Source organism: Flavobacterium granuli, assembly GCF_031456055.1.
In the GTDB taxonomy this organism is placed as follows: domain Bacteria; phylum Bacteroidota; class Bacteroidia; order Flavobacteriales; family Flavobacteriaceae; genus Flavobacterium; species Flavobacterium granuli_A.
This window is the reverse complement of sequence record NZ_JAVDTX010000003.1, coordinates 310738-330018: the sequence shown is the minus strand read 5'-3', so window position 1 is coordinate 330018 and position 19281 is coordinate 310738. Positions and strand designations below refer to the sequence as shown.

Sequence of the window (19281 nt, the reverse complement as noted above, 5' to 3'; positions counted from 1 at the left end):
TTTTATCCAATTTTCTTGTTTTTCCGCAACTAGATGTCCCAATTTGTGACTTTATAAAAATGAAGTAAACTGCTTCAATTTTCCGTTTTTTCCCCTTTCTAAGACTTTTTTTCTAATAAAAAGATAGTTTAAATGGGGCTCTAAATAATTAGAAAGTACAGTTTTAATATTGTTAATTTCTTTCTCATTTAGTTCAAAGTCACTTGTATATTCTATTTCAAAAGTATCTAATTTTGTTTGTTTAATGATAAATTCTTTTACATTTCCCTGATCTCCAAATATTTTTTTTGTTATAGAATAAAAAGTCATTCCGGGAGCTATTTTACCGCTTGGCAATATTGCATTGTCATTTGTACGTCCTATCAATTTTTTTAGAATAGGGTTTTTTAGAGTGCTTTTTTCATCCAGCATACCAATATCACCCACCTCGTATCGAATCATTGGGTGGGCTTTGTTATAAAGTGATGTGACCACAATTTTCCCCACTGTACCGTAAGGGACAATCTGATTATTTTCATCCAGAATTTCAACAAAAATTGTTTCTGCGTTCACTTTCCATTCTCCTTTGGCGTTTTCAAGTGCTATAACATCTAGCTCTGCTGCTCCATATTCATTTATAATTGGGATTCTAAAACGTTCATTTAGTAGTTTTTTATCTTCGTCAAAAAGCATTTCGGAAGTAGTAATGCACACTTTTAATGTGGGGCAAATGGTATCTAAATATAAATCATTTCTTTTCAAATATTTTGCCAATAGCACAATTGAAGTAGTATATCCGTTGATATAATCAAACTTAGTACTTGAAAATTTCTTAACTATTTTTTCTAATCCATTGTCTGACAAATCAAATATATTGAAACGATAACGATGACTTAAGTAATCTTTAATCCGTATTTTTTTATTTGAAATAAAATCCAAAGGCATCCCATAAAAACGAGCTTGATAGGAATGATTGAAATCAATGTCATGCCATTGAAATCGGCGTGTAATGTTTGCCCAAATTAGAGCATGGCAAAATTTATCTTTGCCAAATACTAATGGATTCCCACTAGAACCAGATGTTTTATTGATATATACCGATTTTTCTGTATAACCTAAAGAAAGCCTTTCTTTCAAAGGTTTCTGTAAATTTTTCTTAGTCAAAATTGGCAAATCGGACCATTTTTTTAAAGACTCAGTTCCTACCAATTCTCTGTAAAAAGGATTATTACTTAAATGAAAGTTTACAATTTCCATTTTTTTTTGTTCAATAAAATGGCCATATTCATCCTCCGGAATTGCAATGATTTTTTGTAATTCAGACTTGGCTTTCTGCATAGGAAAACCATTTATTTTAAGTGTTAAGTCGAATATTTTAAGCATTGAGGAGTAAATTTTGTCAAAAATAATATTTAACCACAACTATTGACGGATTAGTTACAACTTTTTAGCATATAATTATTTTTTAAGTTCAAAAGCAATTATTTTTGCACCATCTGTCAAAAGACAGCTTTGCAACTAAAAAACCGCACCATGAATATTTTACTATTAGGATCAGGAGGAAGAGAACATGCTTTTGCATGGAAAATGATTCAAAGTCCACTTTGTGACACCCTTTTTGTAGCTCCAGGAAATGCTGGAACTGCTCAAATCGCAAAAAACGTTGAGATCAGTGCTACCGATTTTGAAGCCATAAAAGCATTGGTAGTAAAAGAAAAGATAGAAATGGTTGTTGTAGGACCTGAAGATCCTTTGGTAAAAGGGATTTATGATTTTTTCTTAAATGATCAAGAGTTAAAGAACATTCCAGTAATTGGGCCCTCAAAAATTGGAGCAACATTAGAAGGAAGTAAAGAGTTTGCTAAAGAATTTTTAATGAAACATAAAATTCCAACAGCTGCTTATGATAGTTTTACTGCCGAAACGGTTGAAAAAGGATGTGAATTTTTGGAAACATTGCAACCTCCGTATGTATTGAAAGCAGATGGTTTGGCAGCTGGAAAAGGTGTTTTAATCATTCAGGATTTAGAGGAAGCTAAATCTGAATTAAGAAATATGTTGGTAAACCAAAAATTTGGGGCAGCAAGTTCCAAAGTGGTTATCGAAGAATTTTTGGACGGAATAGAATTGAGCTGTTTTGTATTGACTGATGGGAAAAGCTATAAGATTTTGCCAACAGCTAAAGATTACAAGCGAATAGGAGAAGGAGATACAGGTTTGAATACAGGCGGAATGGGAGCAGTTTCTCCAGTCCCTTATGTGGATGCTGTTTTGATGGAAAAAATCGAAACACGTATTGTAAAACCTACTATTGAAGGTTTTCAAAAAGACGGAATAGCATATAAAGGATTTGTATTTATAGGATTGATTAATGTTAATAATGAACCGATTGTTATTGAATACAATGTAAGAATGGGCGATCCTGAAACCGAAGTAGTTGTTCCTAGATTAAAATCGGACTTAGTGGAATTGTTTTTGGCTGTAGCCAATGAAAAACTAGACGAATTCAATTTAGAAATAGACGAAAGAAGCGCCACTACTGTTATGATTGTATCTGGAGGATATCCTGAAGATTTTGAGAAAGGGAAAGTTATTACAGGATTGGAAACTGTTACTGATTCTATTGTTTTTCATGCTGGAACCAAATTGGACAATGGTAATGTAGTGTCTAATGGAGGAAGAGTTATGGCAATTACTTCTTATGGAGATAATTTTCAAGAAGCGTTAAATAAATCATACAAGAATGTAGATCAGATACATTTTGACAGAATGAATTTTAGAAAAGATATTGGATTCGATTTAATCTAAAACAAAAAAACACGAATTGAACTTAATTATTTTGTTCAATTCGTGTTTTAATTTTTATTTGGATTGGTGATTATTCGTCGCCCAAAAAAGAATGAGCTGTTGTATCTTGATACTCTTCTCCGTTTTCTTTTTGTAATTTTAATTGTTTAATCCAATAAACGATAGCAACTGCACAAATTATCATAAAGATCCAGTTGATAGTATTGGCACCAAACCATGATTTAAGCTCTAATGAACGTATAAAGTCTAAAGGAGCGAATAAAATGTTTACAAATAAGTATTGTATTCCTTCAAAAAATGATGTCATAATGTATCTCTTTTATTTTATTATTTTATGTTTTGGAATTTAGAAAATCAAAAAAATAAATTTCTATTGAATTTTTTTTAATCTTGTCCCATTCCTTTTTAAACAAGTATTATATTTACAGTCACAAAAGTATAAAATATCCTTATGATAACAAGTGTTTTTAAAAAATCTACACCATTAAATTTTTCTTTGGTGATTATTTTAATGCTGGTTTTCTTTTTTCTATATCAAATTCAAGACGTCACTTGGGCAAATTCAGTTATTTCTATTTTAAAAAGCATAGGATTATTGCTGGTTTTACTTGCCACTATTTTTCTTTCCAGTTTTATCTCAAAACGCAATGGATTGAGTAGAGACAGTACTTACACCGCTTTTTTTTATTTTTTATTTTTGCTTTTTTTCCCAAATTTATTAAATAACACCAATCTTATTCTTTCCAATTTTTTTATTCTATTGGCGATTAGACGACTTGTTTCTTTGCAAACTTTAAAAGAAACAAAGGAGAAACTTTTTGATGCCTCATTATGGATTTTTATAGCGGCTTTATTCGAATTTTGGAGTATATTATATATTTTGCTGGTTTTTATATCTGTTATTTTTCATGTTTCCAGAGATTATAGAAACTGGGTTATTCCTTTTATTGCTCTTTTTGGAGTTTCAATATTGTTTGTTTTAAGCTCATTGATTTTTGATATTCACAGTTTGGATTTCTTGAAGGAGAAAAGCAAAATCAGTTTTAGTGTTGACTATTTTACTAATAATTACCAAAATGCAGCGTTTTCTATTTATGTTACTGTTGCGTTGTTTTTTGTAATTTCAATGTTTATGACATTGTCTAGCCGACCTTTGGTATTGCTTTCTTCGTATAAAAAAGTAATTGCTTCTTTTTTTATTGGGATTTTAGTTTTTGTTTTATCTGCTAATAAAAGTAATGAATTATTAATCTTTACCTTTGCTCCATTAACTATAATGGCCACTTCCCATATCGAGATTTCTCAACCAAGTTTAAAAGAGGAAATTGTTATGTTTGTGCTTTTAACCTGTAGTTTTTTTACTTTCTTTTCTCAGTTATAATTTATCTCCATAAGCCAAATCTCCAGCGTCTCCTAGTCCTGGAATAATATAGCTTTTGTCATTCAGTTTTTCGTCTAGGGAAGCAACCCAAAGATGGCAAGTGTTGGGTAAATTTTGTTTTAGAAAGGATATACCTTCTGGAGCCGCAATAATCACGGCTATGTGAATTTCTTTTGGAGTACCTCTTTCCATCAGTTTATTAAAAACAGCAACCGCTGATTGTCCTGTGGCTAACATAGGATCTATAAGCAATAGGGTTTTATTATTAATGTTAGCAATAGCTTCATAATCAACACGAATATCAAAGAAATCATCATTATTTGGGTGGTGTCTGTAGGCCGAAATAAAACCGTTTTCTGCATTGTCAAAATAGTTCAAAAAGCCTTGATGCAAGGTCAATCCCGCTCTCAAAATGGAACATAAAACTAGCTTATCTGCAATTTCAGTTGTTTTTTTAACACCAAGAGGAGTAGTTGTTTCAATATCTCTGTAATGAAAAGACTGACTCATTTCATAAGCCATAATTTCTCCAATACGTTCAATGTTTCTGCGAAATCGCATACTGTCCTTTTGAACATTGACATTCCGAATTTGGCTTAAAAAGTGATTCAACACACTGTTTTTTTCTGATAAATAATGAATTCCCATGGAGTTGTTATTAGAAATTTAATTTGTGGAGTTTTTTTTACACTATCAAAAGTATAAAAAGTATCTTTGTATTTCTAAAATCATAAAGATATGTTTTCAAAATTAGCTTATTCAGTATTTGAGCAAAGTATAAAAGATTATCATCAATTTGATAATGTTGACCAACCTATAAATAATCCTTTTCCAAAAGATAAATTCGAGCATTTGTTGTACCTAAAAAACTGGATTGACACCGTACAATGGCATTTTGAAGATATTATTCGTGATCCGAATATTGACCCGGTTGCGGCTTTGACTTTGAAAAGAAGAATTGATGCTTCAAATCAGGAACGTACGGATATGGTTGAATATATTGACAGTTATTTTCTTCAAAAATACAGTCATGTTGTGGTTAAGGACGATGCTAAAATCAACTCCGAAAGTCCAGCTTGGGCTTTTGACAGATTGTCTATTTTAGCCTTGAAAATTTACCATATGAACGAAGAAGCCACTCGTACTGAAGCTTCACAAGACCACAGAGATAAATGTCAAGCGAAATTGAATATTCTTTTGGAACAAAGATCTGATTTATCAATGGCAATTGATGATTTATTGAATGACATCGAAAATGGTGACAAATTCATGAAAGTGTACAAACAAATGAAAATGTACAACGACGATGATTTGAATCCAGTTTTGTATCAAAATAAAAAGTAATTTTTTGGCAACAAATTTGTCTCCAAAAATTAAACATATAGCCGTCATGAGACTTTCCGCAATGGGGGATGTCGCCATGACGGTTCCTGTTTTACGTGCTTTTGTGAATCAATTTCCGGAAGTAAAAATTACGGTAGTTTCCAGACCTTTTTTTAAACCTTTTTTCGATGGAATTCCGAATCTTTCTTTTTTTGCTTTTGATGAAAAAGAACGGCACAAAGGATTCTTGGGGCTGTGTAGATTATATCAGGATTTAAAGGAATTGGATATTGATGCTTTTGCTGACCTACATAATGTCTTACGTTCTAAAGTAGTGAGAACACTTTTTGCGGTAAGCGGAAAAAAAATAGCCTCAGTAGATAAAGGCAGAGAAGAGAAAAAAGCTTTGACCCGTCCCGAAAATAAAATTTTCAAACCATTGACCACAATGTTTGAAAGACACACGAAAGTCTTTGAAGAACTTGGCTTTTCTGTGAACTTAGCTAATCCAATATTTCCTTCAAAAGCCATTTTGGATTCAGATATTCTAAATATAATTGGCAATTCTACACAAAAATTAATTGGGATAGCACCTTTTGCACAATACGATTCTAAAGTATATCCTTTGGATTTAATGCAAGAAGTAATTAACACTTTGGCACTAGATCAAAATAACACCATTTTGCTTTTTGGTGGAGGAAAAAAAGAAATCGAAATTTTGGATACGCTTAGTTCTGGCAAAGAGAATGTCATTAATATGGCTGGAAAAATCAAGTTTCAACAAGAATTACAAGTCATCAGTAATCTGAATTTTATGCTTTCTATGGATTCCGGGAATGCACATATTGCGGCTATGCTTGGGGTAAAAGTAATCACACTTTGGGGTGCTACACATCCTTACACTGGTTTTTCTCCTTTCAATCAGCCTTTGGAAAATGCCTTGGTTTCGGATAGAAATTTGTATCCAAAATTACCTACTTCTGTTTATGGAAACAGAAAAGTAGAGGGTTATGAAGATGTTATGCGAACGATTTTGCCAGAAACGGTTGTTGAAAAAATTAAAACTTCTCTAAAATAAAAAACTTCCCTTTTCAGAGAAGTTTTTTGCTTTATTATATTATTTTAAACATCATCATAATCTACTCGTATAGTTGGAGTAGTTGGATGCGCTTGACAAGTTAGGATTAAACCTTCTTCAATTTCACTGTCGGTAAGGATAGAATTTTTCTTCATTTCGGCAGCTCCTTCAGTAACACGAGCTAGACAACTACTACAAATTCCGCCTTGACAGGAATATGGCGCGTCAATTCCTTGTTTAAGAGCAGCATCAAGAATACTTTGCTTTTGTGACATTTCAAAACTAGTTTCCTCATCATCAACCATGATGGTGATTTTAGAATGGCCATTTAAGGATTGACTAATGGCTTGTTCTTGGGACGAAGAGGTGAAAAGTTCAAATTTTATAGCCGATTCTTTTACGTTTTTTTCTTTCAAAACACCAGAAACAGTATTAATCATATCTTCTGGACCACATAAATAAAATTTATCAAATTCCAATGTGGCATGCTTCGTATTCAAGACATAATTTACAGCTGCTTTGTCAATTCTTCCAAATAACGCGTTTTCAACATTAACTCTACTGTACACATAATCTACAAATAGACGGCCTACATATTGAAGTTGTAAATCATGCAATTCCTGATGAAAAATAGTTTCTTCAGGAGATTTGTTTCCATATACTAGAGTAAAAGAACTTTTAGGCTCACTTTTCAAAACCGATTTTATGATCGATAAAACGGGAGTAATTCCACTACCTGCTACAAAAGCGATATAATTTTTTTGACGGTCAATCTCTGGTTCAAAAATAAATTTCCCCTCTGGTTTTCCTACTTCAAGTGCATCACCAGCTTTTAATTTGCTATTCGCAAATTGAGAAAAAGCACCATCTTTTACAGCTTTTACAGCAATTCGCAATTCTCCGCTTCCTGGAGCCGAACAAATAGAATAAGCGCGACGGATCTCAGTATTGTCTAATGTCAATCGTAAATTAATGTATTGACCAGCTATAAAAGTATAATTAGGTTTTAATTCTTCAGGGACATTAAAAAGTATGGAAACGGCGTCTTTGGTTTCACGTTTTACTTCTTTTACAATTAATTTAAGAAAATTTGGCATGTGACTGTTTTTTTGCAAAAGTAATAAAACTATTTAGGATTGAAAGAATTTGATATTATTCAAGTTAGATTTTATTATATTTTTTGTAACATTTTCCTACTATAAACTACTTATTCTCAAAACCAAACAAAAAAACCATGTTTAGAAAATTTATTTATCTCGAATGGAAATCTTTTACGAGATCTGCTTCATTCGCTTCGAATTTGGCCATGAAAATTTTAATTGGATTTCTGGTCCTTTATTTTACATTAGTTTTTTTAGCATTAGGAGTGGGGGCTTTTTATATTCTTAGGGAAATGAAGTTGGATCCATTGGTTACAGTAAACAAATTTTTGGTGTACTACTTTTTAGGGGACTTGATTGTTAGGATTTTGTTGCAGGCAATTCCTGTCATGAACATTAGACCACTGCTAACATTGACTTTTAAAAGACCAACTATTGTACATTTTTCTTTGGGAAAAACGGCTTTATCCTTTTTTAATATAATGCATGCTTTTTTCTTTCTTCCTTTTTGCACTGTTTTACTATATGAAGGTTATGATCCAGTAAGTGTAATACTTTGGGGAGTTGCTCTTTTTTCAATAGTTTATTGTAATAACTTTTTGAATATTTTACTGAACAACAAGGATAATTTGTTAGGAATTTTTATTGCGGTAACAGCAGTATTAGCGGGTTGTCAATACTACAAATTTTTTGATATTACGATTTATGTTTATCCTTTTTTTGAAACATTATTTCATACAAAATGGGCTTTTGCTATTCCAGTTTTGGTTTTGTCGGGATTATATTATTGGACATATAATTATCTAAAAGGAGATTTATATCTGGATGCAGGTTTGTCTGTTAAGAATGATATTGCTAAAACCGAAAATTTAACATGGTTAAATCAATTTGGGACTTTAGGAACTTTTTTGAAAAACGACATTAAATTAATCAAAAGAAATAAGCGCTCGAAAACGACAGTTGGAATGAGCTTTATGTTTTTGTTTTATGGTTTAATATTTTTCACCAATTCAAATCAGCCGCCAGTGATGCAAATTTTTGCAGGTATATTTGTTTCGGGAGGTTTTTTATTCACTTTTGGACAGTTTGTTCCAAGTTGGGACAGTTCCTATTACCAATTGATGATGACACAGAATGTTCCGTATCGAGGATATTTGAATTCTAAGTGGTGGTTAATTGTTATTGCTACAGTTATTTCTACTATTTTGGCTTCCTTTTATCTTTATTTTGGTTGGGAGGTTTATCTTACTATAGTTGCAGGAGCTGTTTATAATATTGGCGTGAATTCACATTTGGTTTTATTGGGGGGAGCTTTTACGAAAACTCCAATAGATTTGACAATGACAAAAGGGGCTTTTGGTGACAAAAAATCATTTAATGTAAACACTATGCTGCTTACATTGCCCAAATTGCTTTTACCTGTACTTTTATATTGGTTAGGTTCATATTTAATGAATCCAAAATTAGGATTGGCCTTGGTAACTTTGGCAGGTGTATTAGGTTTTATGTTCAGAAATACTGTTTTTTCAATCATTGAAAAAATTTATAAGAAAGAGAAATACAAAACCATTGAGGCATACAAGCAAAAAAGTTAATTAATAAAAAAACCGAATTAACAAATCAACGATTAAACATTATAAAATGATACAAGTAAACAATCTTTCCAAAGAATATAACGGAACTACCGTATTGCATATAGAATCATTAGAAATTCCAAAAGGACAAAGTTTTGGATTAGTTGGTAATAACGGAGCAGGAAAAACCACTTTCTTTAGTTTGTTATTGGATTTAATTCAGCCTACTACGGGACATATTTTGAACAATGAAATTCAGGTGAATGCTAGTGAAAACTGGAAACCCTTTACAGCTTCTTTTCTAGATGAGAGTTTTCTGATTGGGTATTTGACTCCTGAAGAATATTTCTATTTCATAGGTGATTTAAGAGGTCAAAACAAAGCCGATGTCGATGCGTTATTGGCTCAATATGAAGAATTCTTTAATGGTGAAATCCTTAAAAATAAAAAATACTTACGCGATTTATCCAAGGGGAATCAAAAGAAAGTGGGAATTATTGCTACTTTGATCGGAAATCCAGAGGTAATTATCTTGGACGAACCTTTTGCCAATTTAGATCCGACAACGGTAAATAGGTTGAAAAAAATCATCAAAGAACTGGCGGATAATCCAAATGTTACTGTGTTGGTTTCGAGTCATGATTTATTGCACACTGTTGAAGTTTGTGATAGAATTGTTGCATTGAACAAGGGGGAATTGGTCAAAGATATACTGACCACAAAAGAGACACTTCAGGAATTGGAATTGTTTTTTGCTGTTTAAATTTATATATTTCAAAAAGAAACGTATTTTTACAAGTCATTATACTAAAAACTTTTTTTACAAGTTTAATGAACTAAACGTTTTCCATTGAATAATAACACATTAAAATACTTCTTGGTCGTATTAATAGTATCTTTCTTGATAGCTTGCTCTACCAAGAAAGATACTTTTTTGGCTAGAAATTCTCATGCTTTGAGCACCAAACTCAATATATTATACAACGGACAAATTGCGTTGGATAAAGGGGTAAAAAGCATAAATGACAATACTGTCGAAAATTTTTGGAAACGTTTACCCGTGGAAAAAATGCAAGTTAGTGATGATGTTACTGCTGATGGCAAACCTAAAAATGCCGATTTTGAAGTTGCTGAAGCTAAGGCCACCAAAGCCATTCAAAAACATTCGATGAATATTGGAGGGCATGAAAAAAATTATCAAATAGACGAAGCCTATTTATTACTAGGGAAATCAAGATATTACGATCAAAGATTTATTCCAGCCTTAGACGCATTTAATTACATTCTCTATAAATATCCCAACAGCAGTAATATTTATGATGCCAAAATTTGGCGTGAAAAAACGAATGTTCGTTTGGGGAATGATGCTTTGGCAATAAAAAACACTTCAAAACTTATTAAGGATAATGATTTGAAAAAGCAAGAATTTGCCAATGCGAATGCCATTTTAGCAAGTGCTTTTTTGAATATTGAAGAAAAGGACAGCGCAATCGTTAAGTTGAAATTGGCGAATGACTACACCAAAATTCATGAAGAAAAAGAGCGTTATTCTTTTTTGCTAGGCCAGTTGTATGAAGAATCAGGCCAAAAAGACAGTGCTATTTATTTTTATCAAACTGTTATTGATATGAATAGAAAAGCCGAAAGAAAATTTGTTATTCAGGCTTACGCCAAAAAAGCAAAACTCAATAATTATCAGGGTGAGGACTATGACTTATTTGTCAAAAAATCCAAAAAAATTATGGAGGACAGAGAGAACAGACCTTATTTGGATGTGATTTATCATAGTATTGGAATTTTTTACGACAATAATAATGAGAAAGAAAATGCATTAGATTATTATAATGCTTCTTTAGACACCAAATCTACTGATCCTTATTTGAATGCTTCCAATTATAGAAATATTGGAAATTTATATTTCAAGCACACCGATTATTTTTTTGCAGCCAAAAGCTATGACAAGTCTTTGGAATTGATGGACCCAAAAACCAGAGAGTATCTTCAAATTTCTAAAATTAGAAAAAATTTGGATGAGGCGATTGTCAATGAGGCTATTGCTAAACGAAATGATAGTATTATCTATGTTACTTCTTTGAAAGAGCCAGAACAAGTAGTGTATTATGAAAATTATATTCAAAAATTAAAAAGCAGTGATGAGCTTAAAAAATTACTGGCTGAGAAACAAAAGAAAATGGATGAAAATATTGCATTAAATGCGGGTACAAATATACCTAATGATGCAATCCAAAATCAAAATGGGCAAGTAGCCAATGCACCTTCTTTAGCTCCACCAACGAATAGTAATCCAGTGGCAACTTCAAACACATTTTATTTTTATAATCCTAACACTGTTGCTTTCGGAAAATTGGAATTCAGAAAAACATGGGGTAACAGAGTTCAAAATGGTTATTGGAGAGTTTCATCGGCAGGGAATCAAAATCAAAATACATCAGGGACTAATGATGTAGTTGAGACCACTGATAAACCAATAGTTTCAACAGAAGTAGATGAAAAATATACAACCGACTATTATTTGAAGCAATTGCCGAAGTCACAAACTGCAATCGACAGTATTACTAAGGAAAGAAATGCGGTTTATTACCAGTTGGGTGTTATCTATAAAGAAAAATTCAAAGAATATAATTTAGCTTCGGCGAGATTGGAGCAATTATTATTGTTCCAACCAGAAGAAAAATTAATTCTTCCGACGAAATATAATTTATATAAAATATACGAAATAACCAATCCAGCGAAAGCAGAATCAATTAAAAACGAGATAGTAAGTCAATATCCTAATTCTCGTTATTCGCAAATCATTACGAACTCAAGTCCAAATACAAGCATAGGTAAAGATACACCAGAAGGAGAATATGAAAATTTATACCGATTATTTCAACAGGAATATTTTACTTCGGTTTTGCAACAGGTAGATGGTTTGATCAATCATTTCACAGGGGAAGCCATTATTCCAAAATTTGAATTACTAAAAGCGTACACTATTGGAAAATTATATGGATTGGAAGCTTATAAAAAAGCAATTGAATATGTAGCAGATAATTATGCGAATAGTAAGGAAGGTAAAGATGCTATTGAAATTCTTAAAACCCAAATTCCGCTTTTGGAAAAAATGAGCTTCAGTACAGTTGATTCTAAAAATTGGAAGGTCGTTTTTAGAATTGATAAAAATGATGAGAAAACTGCTTCGGCAATTGAAAGTAAAATAGCTTTGTTTTTTGCCAATGAGAATGTGGAGAAATTGAAATATACTTGTGATTCTTATACTGAAAATGAAAGTTTTATTTCTATTCAAGGAATCCATTCAGAATCGTATGCTCAATTTGTCGCCGCCCTTTTTGCAGAAAACGATAAATATAAAATTAGTCAACCTGGAATTGTTATTTCAAATGACAATTATAAAATAGTTCAAATCAAGAAGAATTTTGAAGAGTTTCTTTCACTAAAAAAACCGTAATTATGTTTGATAAAAAGCCAAAATCGTACACAGATCTTTTAGGAAAAACTAATAGAATTGTAGAAGGTACTAAAATTCATGGTGACATAATTTCGCCAGCCGATTTTAGATTAGATGGTGAACTGATAGGTAATTTTACATCCAATGGGAAATTAGTGATTGGGCCTGCAGGAAGTGTCAAAGGGGATGTCATTTGTAATATGGCCGACATAGAAGGTAAATTTGAAGGGAAAATTCAAATTGAGGAGACTTTAAATATTAAAGAATCAGCCAGTATTATTGGTGAAGTTATTATAGGTAAATTATCGGTAGAGCCAGGTGCAATTTTCAATGCAACTTGTGTAATGCTATCTAATAATACTAAAGGGACAAAAAGTGCCGACGAATAGTGACCCCAAAAAGAACAACTATAATAAATGGTTGGCCTTAATTAATATCCCAATACAAATGGGGGTTATTATTTTCCTGTTTGCCTATCTGGGAAATTGGTTGGATGAAAACCATCCGAGTACAAAAGTTTACTATGTAAAAGTGTTGGTAATGGTCGGTGTTTTTTTGGCACTGTATAATGTTTTCAGGCAAGTAAACGAAATCAACAAAAAACAATAAAATCAAAAGCATAATGAGTCTTAAAAAAATGTTCCCATTTTTCATGTTGTTGGGGGTTGCAGTCCTATTATATGTAATCCATAAAATGGTATTCTATGGTTTTAACATCGATCAAGAAACATTTCATTATTCTCTTGAAACACTTTATTTGTTTTTCTTTGTATTATCGGCTGTTATTTTTAAAGTTTTATTAACAATAAGAAAAAGAAGTTTTGACAATGTTGGAATGTCTTTCCTTTTGGCGACAAGTATAAAAATGATTTTTTGTTATTTGATTTTAAGACCATTATTGCAAGTTTCGAAACATAATGACCCTACTGAAAGAATAAATTTTTTTATATTGTTTATTGTCTTTTTAACAATTGAGACTCTTTTTACAATACGCTTAGTAAACGAAAAGCAATAATCAATATCTTAGTGAATGAAATTCTCAAAAAAATACTTTTATATGCTTTTGAGTATTAATAAAAAATGTACCTTTGCACCAAATTTTAGAATCGTTAAAAAATAAGATATTTAAGAGATATGGTGATTTCCAACAAAGCACTTAGATTTATTATAGCGACTTTCGTTATATGTCTTCCTTTTATTAGTATGGCAAATCCTGAAAAGGACACTACAACTGTTCAAACTGTTGTAGCACATGAAGGTGCAGAAGCAAGCCATGAAGCACATGCTGAATCAACAGATGTGAAAACTGAAATTAAAGAATTTATCAATCATCACCTTTTAGACGCTCACGATTTTACTTTCAGTGCCAATAAGGAAACAGGGAAACATTATGGTTTTTCTTTGCCGATCATTCTTTGGGATAATGGTATTCAATTTTTTATGTCTTCAGAGTTTCACCATGGACCTGCTGAAGGCGTTGCAGAACACAACGGAAATTTCTACAAATTACACCACGAAAAAATTTATAAAACTGATGCGTCAGGTACTTTAACTGAAGAGCACGGTCACCCAACAAATGTTAGGCCTATAGACTTTTCAATTACTAAAAGTGTAGTTGGAATTTTATCAGTAGCAATATTAATGTTTTTATTATTTGCAGGTTTAGCAAAATCATATGCTAAAAATGGAGGAATTGCTTCTGGAGCTGGACGTTTCTTTGAGCCAATAGTAATTTATGTTAGAGATGAAATTGCTATTCCAAACATTGGAGAAAAAGGATACAAAAAATACATGAGTTATTTATTGACTATATTTTTCTTTATTTTATTCTTGAATCTTTTAGGATTAACTCCACTGGGCTTCAATGTAACTGGTAATATTGCTATTACAGCTTCATTAGCTTTATTAACTTATTTGATTACTACTTTTACAGCTAATAAAAATTATTGGGGTCATATTTTCTGGATGCCAGGAGTTCCAACTCCAATGAAATTTATTTTGGCGCCAATTGAATTACTAGGAACTATTATCAAACCATTTTCATTAATGATTCGTTTGTATGCTAATATTTTAGCAGGTCACGTTGTATTGATGAGTATCATTGGATTGATGTTTATTTTCAAGAGCTGGATTGGAAGTTCTTTATCATTTGGATTAGCATTTGCGCTTTCTATTCTAGAAATATTAGTAGCGTTTTTACAAGCATATATTTTCACAATGTTATCGGCACTTTATTTTGGAGCAGGTAACGAAGAGCATCATCATGAAGAAGCTCATCACTAAAATGTTTAACCGTTAATTTGTTTAATCGATTTAACAAATTAACGATTCAACAACAAACAAAGAATGTTTAATTTTTAATATATATATTATGCAAATTCCAACTATTGTAGGAGCAGGATTAATTGTAATCGGAGCAGGTTTAGGTATTGGTAGAATCGGTGGTTCAGCAATGGACGCTATCGCTCGTCAGCCAGAAGCTTCTGGAAAAATCCAAACAGCTATGCTTATTGCAGCTGCACTTATTGAAGGTATTGGTTTCGCTGCGTTATTCGCTGCTTAATTAAACTTAAAAACAATGGTTGCAACGGTTGGTTGCAACTATTGTTTTAAATTAAAACATTAAAATTAAATATAATAGATATAAAAAATGGATAAGTTAATAAATGATTTTTCGTTTGGTTTGTTTATTTGGCAAGTATTAATATTTGTTGGGTTAATTCTTTTATTGAAAAAATTCGCTTGGAAACCAATTCTTGATGCTGTAAATGATAGAGAAGAAGGAATTAAAAACGCATTACTTTCTGCAGAAAATGCTAGAAAAGAAATGCAAAACTTGCAAGCTGACAACCAACGTATTTTACAGGAAGCTAGATTAGAGCGTGACAACATGCTTAAAGAAGCTCGTGAAATGAAAGATAAAATGGTTGACGATGCAAAAACTGAGGCGCAGGCTCAAGGTCAAAAAATGATTGATCAAGCTAAATCAGCAATTGAAAGTGAAAAAAATGCAGCTATGGCTGAATTGAAATTACATGTTTCTACATTATCTCTTAGCATTGCTGAAAAAATATTAAAAGATGAACTATCTAACAAAGAAGCTCAAACTAAATTGGTTGAGAAATTGTTAGGTGACGTTAAATTGAACTAATCATGGCAAGTACTAGAGCAGCAATTCGTTATGCAACCGCAATTTTAGATTTATCCAATTCAAAAGGAGTGTCTGAAGCTGTGAATAATGACATGAAATCTATTGCTTCAACGATTAAGGGTAATACGGAATTGAGTACTTTTATTCAAAATCCAACCATTAAAGTAGAAGTGAAAGAGAAAGCACTTTTAGAAGTTTTTGCTTCTGTTGATAATGTAACTAAGGGTTTGCTTCATTTGTTATTTGAAAACAAAAGATTCGAAATTCTAGATGTTATCGCTGCAGAGTATAGCAAATTGTTTGATATCATGAATAATGTTGAAGTAGCAAAAGTAACTACAGCTGTTGTTATGGATGCTGTGCTTGAAGCTAAAGTTTTGGCTAAAATAGCAACACTTTCTGATAAAAAAATCACAATTGAAAACATTGTAGATCCTGCTATCATTGGAGGATTTATATTAAGAATAGGTGATCAGCAGTATAATGCTTCTGTTGCCAACAGATTACAAATATTAAAGAGAGAGTTAAGTAATTAGTTTTATTACACATTAGTGTCTAAATTATAAATTAAGATGGCGGAAATTAAACCTGCTGAAATATCAGCAATATTAAGAAAGCAAGTAGAAGGGTTTGAATCTGGTGCTACGCTAGAGGAAGTAGGAACAGTGCTTCAAGTTGGAGATGGTATTGCTCTTATTTATGGGCTTTCAAATGTTCAATACGGTGAATTAGTTGAATTCGAAAACGGATTAGAGGCTATCGTTTTGAACCTTGAACAAGATAATGTTGGGGTGGTACTTTTAGGACCTTCAACAGGAATCAAAGAAGGATCTACTGCAAAAAGAACACAACGTATTGCTTCCCTTAAAACAGGAGAAGGAATGGTAGGACGTGTAGTTAACACTCTTGGTTTTCCAATTGATGGAAAAGGACCAATCGGTGGTGAATTATACGAAATGCCTTTGGAAAGAAAAGCTCCTGGAGTTATCTTCCGTCAACCAGTAACTGAGCCTTTGCAAACAGGGGTAAAAGCAGTTGATGCTATGATCCCAGTTGGTCGTGGACAACGTGAGTTGGTTATTGGTGACCGTCAAACAGGAAAATCTACTGTTTGTATCGATACCATCTTAAATCAAAAAGAATTTTACGATGCAGGAAAACCTGTATTTTGTATCTATGTAGCAATTGGTCAAAAAGCTTCTACTGTTGCAGGAATTGCAAAAACATTAGAAGAAAAAGGAGCAATGGCTTATACAGTGATCGTAGCAGCAAATGCTTCTGATCCAGCTCCAATGCAAGTTTACGCTCCTTTCGCAGGTGCTGCAATTGGAGAATATTTTAGAGATTCTGGTCGTCCAGCTTTAATTGTTTATGATGATTTATCTAAACAAGCTGTTGCTTACCGTGAGGTTTCTCTTTTATTAAGAAGACCACCGGGACGTGAAGCATATCCTGGAGACGTTTTCTACTTACACTCTCGTTTATTAGAACGTGCTTGTAAAGTGATTGCTGATGATGGAATTGCAAAAGACATGAATGATTTGCCAGATTCTTTAAAAGGAATTGTAAAAGGTGGAGGTTCATTGACTGCATTGCCAATTATTGAAACACAAGCAGGTGACGTATCAGCATATATCCCTACAAACGTAATTTCGATTACAGATGGTCAAATTTTCTTGGATGGAGATTTGTTTAACTCTGGGGTTCGTCCAGCGATTAACGTAGGTATTTCTGTATCTCGTGTTGGAGGTAATGCTCAAATTAAATCAATGAAAAAAGTATCAGGTACTTTGAAATTAGATCAAGCACAATTCCGTGAATTGGAAGCGTTTGCTAAATTTGGTTCTGACCTTGATGCTGTTACATTGAACGTAATTGAAAAAGGAAAAAGAAACGTTGAAATCTTGAAACAAGGTTTGAATGACCCTTATACTGTTGAAGACCAAGTTGCAATTATCTATGCTGGATCTAAAAACTTATTGAGAAATGTTCCTGTGAATAAAGTGAAAGAATTTGAGAAAGATTTCTTGGAATTCTTAAACAACAAACACAGAGCTACTCTTGATGCTTTGAAAGCAGGAAAATTAACAGATGAAATTACAGATGTACTTGAAACTGTTGCAAAAGAAATTTCAGCGAAATATAACTAATCTAGTGAATAGTAATTAGTGATTGGCAAATGCTAATCACTAATTACTCTTACTATTTACTTAAAAATAAAATGGCAAACTTAAAGGAAATCCGTAATAGAATTACTTCCATTTCATCTACGATGCAAATCACATCGGCTATGAAAATGGTTTCTGCAGCAAAGCTAAAGAAAGCACAAGATGCGATCACTGCAATGCGCCCTTATGCCGAAAAATTGACGGAATTATTACAAAATCTTTCTGCTTCACTTGATGGTGACGTTGGTGGAGAATTTACTACACAACGTGAGGTAAAAAAAGTTTTAATTGTTGCTATCACTTCTAATAGAGGTTTGTGTGGTGCTTTTAACACGAATGTAATTAAGGAAGCTAAAAACCGTTCTGAATATTATGCTGGTAAGCAAGTAGATATTTTTGCTATTGGTAAAAAAGGAAATGATATTTTATCTAAAACTTTGACTGTGATTGATAATCAAAGTTCAGTTTTTGATCAATTAACTTTTGAAAATGTTGCTGTTATTGCAAAAACATTAACCGATAAATTTGTTTCAGGAGAATATGATAGAATTGAATTGGTTTACAATCAATTTAAAAATGCCGCTACTCAAATTGTACAAACAGAACAATTTTTGCCATTAGCGCCTATTCAATCAGACAAACCAGTTTCATCGGGAGATTATATTTTTGAACCTGCAAAGGAGGAAATTGTAATGACATTAATCCCAAAAGCTTTGAAAACACAATTATACAAAGGTATTCGTGATTCATTCGCTTCAGAGCACGGAGCACGTATGACTGCAATGCACAAAGCAACAGATAACGCAACCGACTTAAGAGATCAATTGAAATTAACTTATAATAAAGCTCGTCAGGCGGCTATTACTAACGAAATCCTTGAGATTGTTGGTGGAGCAGAAGCTTTGAAAGGATAATTTATAAAATGCATAAAATGAAAAAAGAGCCATTTGGCTCTTTTTTTATGCTTTGTTTTTAGGAACAAATAGCTTTATAATCCTTGGCTCTATGTTTAAGGGTGAATCTTAGCTTTTCCCTGTAGCTTTGTTTTTTTGAGGAAACAATTAGCTTTATTAACCTCTAAGCTTAGTTTTTTATGGGGGTAACTTAGCTTGAATCGTGCTTTGTTTTTTGAGGATCAATTAGCTTTATAAACCCTTTATATTTTTACAAATATCAGTGATTAAGAGAGTCTATGCAATACCCACTTTCGGTGATTTTTAATATATTCACTTCACTTTTCTGAATGG

General features: G+C 32.3%; 20 protein-coding genes. 16 read left to right on the top strand and 4 right to left on the bottom strand.

The window, feature by feature from the left end; translation table 11 throughout:
* Nucleotides 1-51: 51 nt before the first annotated feature.
* Nucleotides 52-1362, bottom strand: a complete 1311-nt coding sequence (locus J2W95_RS08465; RefSeq protein WP_310005898.1) for a phenylacetate--CoA ligase family protein — start codon at nt 1360-1362, stop codon at nt 52-54.
* A 150-nt stretch (nt 1363-1512) separates the two neighbouring features.
* Here J2W95_RS08465 and purD point away from each other — a divergent pair, with 150 nt between their 5' ends.
* Nucleotides 1513-2787 carry a phosphoribosylamine--glycine ligase gene (purD, locus tag J2W95_RS08460; RefSeq protein WP_310005896.1) on the top strand — a complete coding sequence of 425 codons (1275 nt, stop codon included), beginning with the start codon at nt 1513-1515 and terminating at the stop codon, nt 2785-2787.
* A gap of 70 nt (nt 2788-2857) precedes the next feature.
* Here purD and J2W95_RS08455 read toward each other — a convergent pair whose 3' ends face one another.
* Nucleotides 2858-3094: a DUF6341 family protein gene (locus J2W95_RS08455; protein WP_310005895.1), complete on the bottom strand. Its 237-nt coding sequence runs from the start codon at nt 3092-3094 to the stop codon at nt 2858-2860.
* Nucleotides 3095-3238: 144 nt separating this feature from the next.
* Here J2W95_RS08455 and J2W95_RS08450 point away from each other — a divergent pair, with 144 nt between their 5' ends.
* Entirely contained in the window at nt 3239-4168 is a 930-nt protein-coding gene (locus J2W95_RS08450) for a DUF6427 family protein (RefSeq protein WP_310005893.1), read from the top strand.
* On the opposite strand, the gene upp is transcribed toward J2W95_RS08450, so the two are convergent.
* A complete protein-coding gene (gene upp, locus J2W95_RS08445) occupies nt 4163-4816 on the bottom strand; it encodes a uracil phosphoribosyltransferase (protein ID WP_310005891.1) in 654 nt (217 codons plus the stop codon). The genes J2W95_RS08450 and upp overlap by 6 nt on opposite strands.
* A 90-nt stretch (nt 4817-4906) precedes the next feature.
* On the opposite strand from upp, the gene J2W95_RS08440 reads away from it, so the two are divergent.
* Both J2W95_RS08440 and J2W95_RS08435 read left to right on the top strand, forming a co-directional pair.
* Nucleotides 4907-5512, top strand: coding sequence for a DUF4254 domain-containing protein (locus J2W95_RS08440; RefSeq protein ID WP_310005889.1), 606 nt, complete (start codon nt 4907-4909; stop codon nt 5510-5512).
* Between the two features lie 46 nt (nt 5513-5558).
* Complete coding sequence (locus J2W95_RS08435) at nt 5559-6569, top strand: glycosyltransferase family 9 protein (RefSeq protein WP_310005888.1); 1011 nt, start codon at nt 5559-5561, stop codon at nt 6567-6569.
* A 44-nt stretch (nt 6570-6613) separates the two neighbouring features.
* On the opposite strand, the gene J2W95_RS08430 is transcribed toward J2W95_RS08435, so the two are convergent.
* On the bottom strand, nt 6614-7666 hold the full coding sequence (locus tag J2W95_RS08430; RefSeq protein ID WP_310005886.1) for a 2Fe-2S iron-sulfur cluster-binding protein: 1053 nt from the start codon (nt 7664-7666) through the stop codon (nt 6614-6616).
* Between the two features lie 137 nt (nt 7667-7803).
* Here J2W95_RS08430 and J2W95_RS08425 point away from each other — a divergent pair, with 137 nt between their 5' ends.
* The 12 genes from J2W95_RS08425 to atpG all read left to right on the top strand — a co-directional run bounded on the left by J2W95_RS08425 (nt 7804) and on the right by atpG (nt 18948).
* Nucleotides 7804-9264 carry a DUF5687 family protein gene (locus J2W95_RS08425; RefSeq protein ID WP_310005884.1) on the top strand — a complete coding sequence of 487 codons (1461 nt, stop codon included), beginning with the start codon at nt 7804-7806 and terminating at the stop codon, nt 9262-9264.
* A 46-nt stretch (nt 9265-9310) separates the two neighbouring features.
* Nucleotides 9311-10006: an ABC transporter ATP-binding protein gene (locus J2W95_RS08420; RefSeq protein WP_310005882.1), complete on the top strand. Its 696-nt coding sequence runs from the start codon at nt 9311-9313 to the stop codon at nt 10004-10006.
* A gap of 87 nt (nt 10007-10093) precedes the next feature.
* On the top strand, nt 10094-12715 hold the full coding sequence (gene porW, locus J2W95_RS08415) for a type IX secretion system periplasmic lipoprotein PorW/SprE (protein WP_310005880.1): 2622 nt from the start codon (nt 10094-10096) through the stop codon (nt 12713-12715).
* A gap of 2 nt (nt 12716-12717) precedes the next feature.
* Nucleotides 12718-13104, top strand: coding sequence for a bactofilin family protein (locus J2W95_RS08410; protein WP_310005878.1), 387 nt, complete (start codon nt 12718-12720; stop codon nt 13102-13104).
* Nucleotides 13091-13324 (top strand): AtpZ/AtpI family protein, encoded by a 234-nt coding sequence (locus J2W95_RS08405; protein ID WP_310005877.1) that lies wholly within the window; start codon nt 13091-13093, stop codon nt 13322-13324. The genes J2W95_RS08410 and J2W95_RS08405 overlap by 14 nt, the downstream gene beginning before the upstream one ends.
* A 13-nt stretch (nt 13325-13337) precedes the next feature.
* Nucleotides 13338-13730, top strand: a complete 393-nt coding sequence (locus J2W95_RS17435; RefSeq protein WP_476400170.1) for a DUF6168 family protein — start codon at nt 13338-13340, stop codon at nt 13728-13730.
* A gap of 119 nt (nt 13731-13849) precedes the next feature.
* Entirely contained in the window at nt 13850-14998 is a 1149-nt protein-coding gene (atpB, locus tag J2W95_RS08400; RefSeq protein ID WP_310005875.1) for a F0F1 ATP synthase subunit A, read from the top strand.
* Nucleotides 14999-15086: 88 nt separating this feature from the next.
* A complete protein-coding gene (gene atpE, locus J2W95_RS08395; RefSeq protein ID WP_077374818.1) occupies nt 15087-15278 on the top strand; it encodes an ATP synthase F0 subunit C in 192 nt (63 codons plus the stop codon).
* Nucleotides 15279-15365: 87 nt separating this feature from the next.
* Nucleotides 15366-15866, top strand: a complete 501-nt coding sequence (locus tag J2W95_RS08390; RefSeq protein WP_310005870.1) for a F0F1 ATP synthase subunit B — start codon at nt 15366-15368, stop codon at nt 15864-15866.
* Between the two features lie 2 nt (nt 15867-15868).
* Nucleotides 15869-16402, top strand: a complete 534-nt coding sequence (gene atpH / locus J2W95_RS08385; protein ID WP_310005868.1) for an ATP synthase F1 subunit delta — start codon at nt 15869-15871, stop codon at nt 16400-16402.
* A gap of 36 nt (nt 16403-16438) precedes the next feature.
* Nucleotides 16439-18016, top strand: a complete 1578-nt coding sequence (gene atpA, locus J2W95_RS08380) for a F0F1 ATP synthase subunit alpha (protein WP_310005866.1) — start codon at nt 16439-16441, stop codon at nt 18014-18016.
* A gap of 71 nt (nt 18017-18087) precedes the next feature.
* Complete coding sequence (gene atpG, locus J2W95_RS08375) at nt 18088-18948, top strand: ATP synthase F1 subunit gamma (RefSeq protein ID WP_310005865.1); 861 nt, start codon at nt 18088-18090, stop codon at nt 18946-18948.
* The last annotated feature ends 333 nt before the right edge of the window (nt 18949-19281 follow it).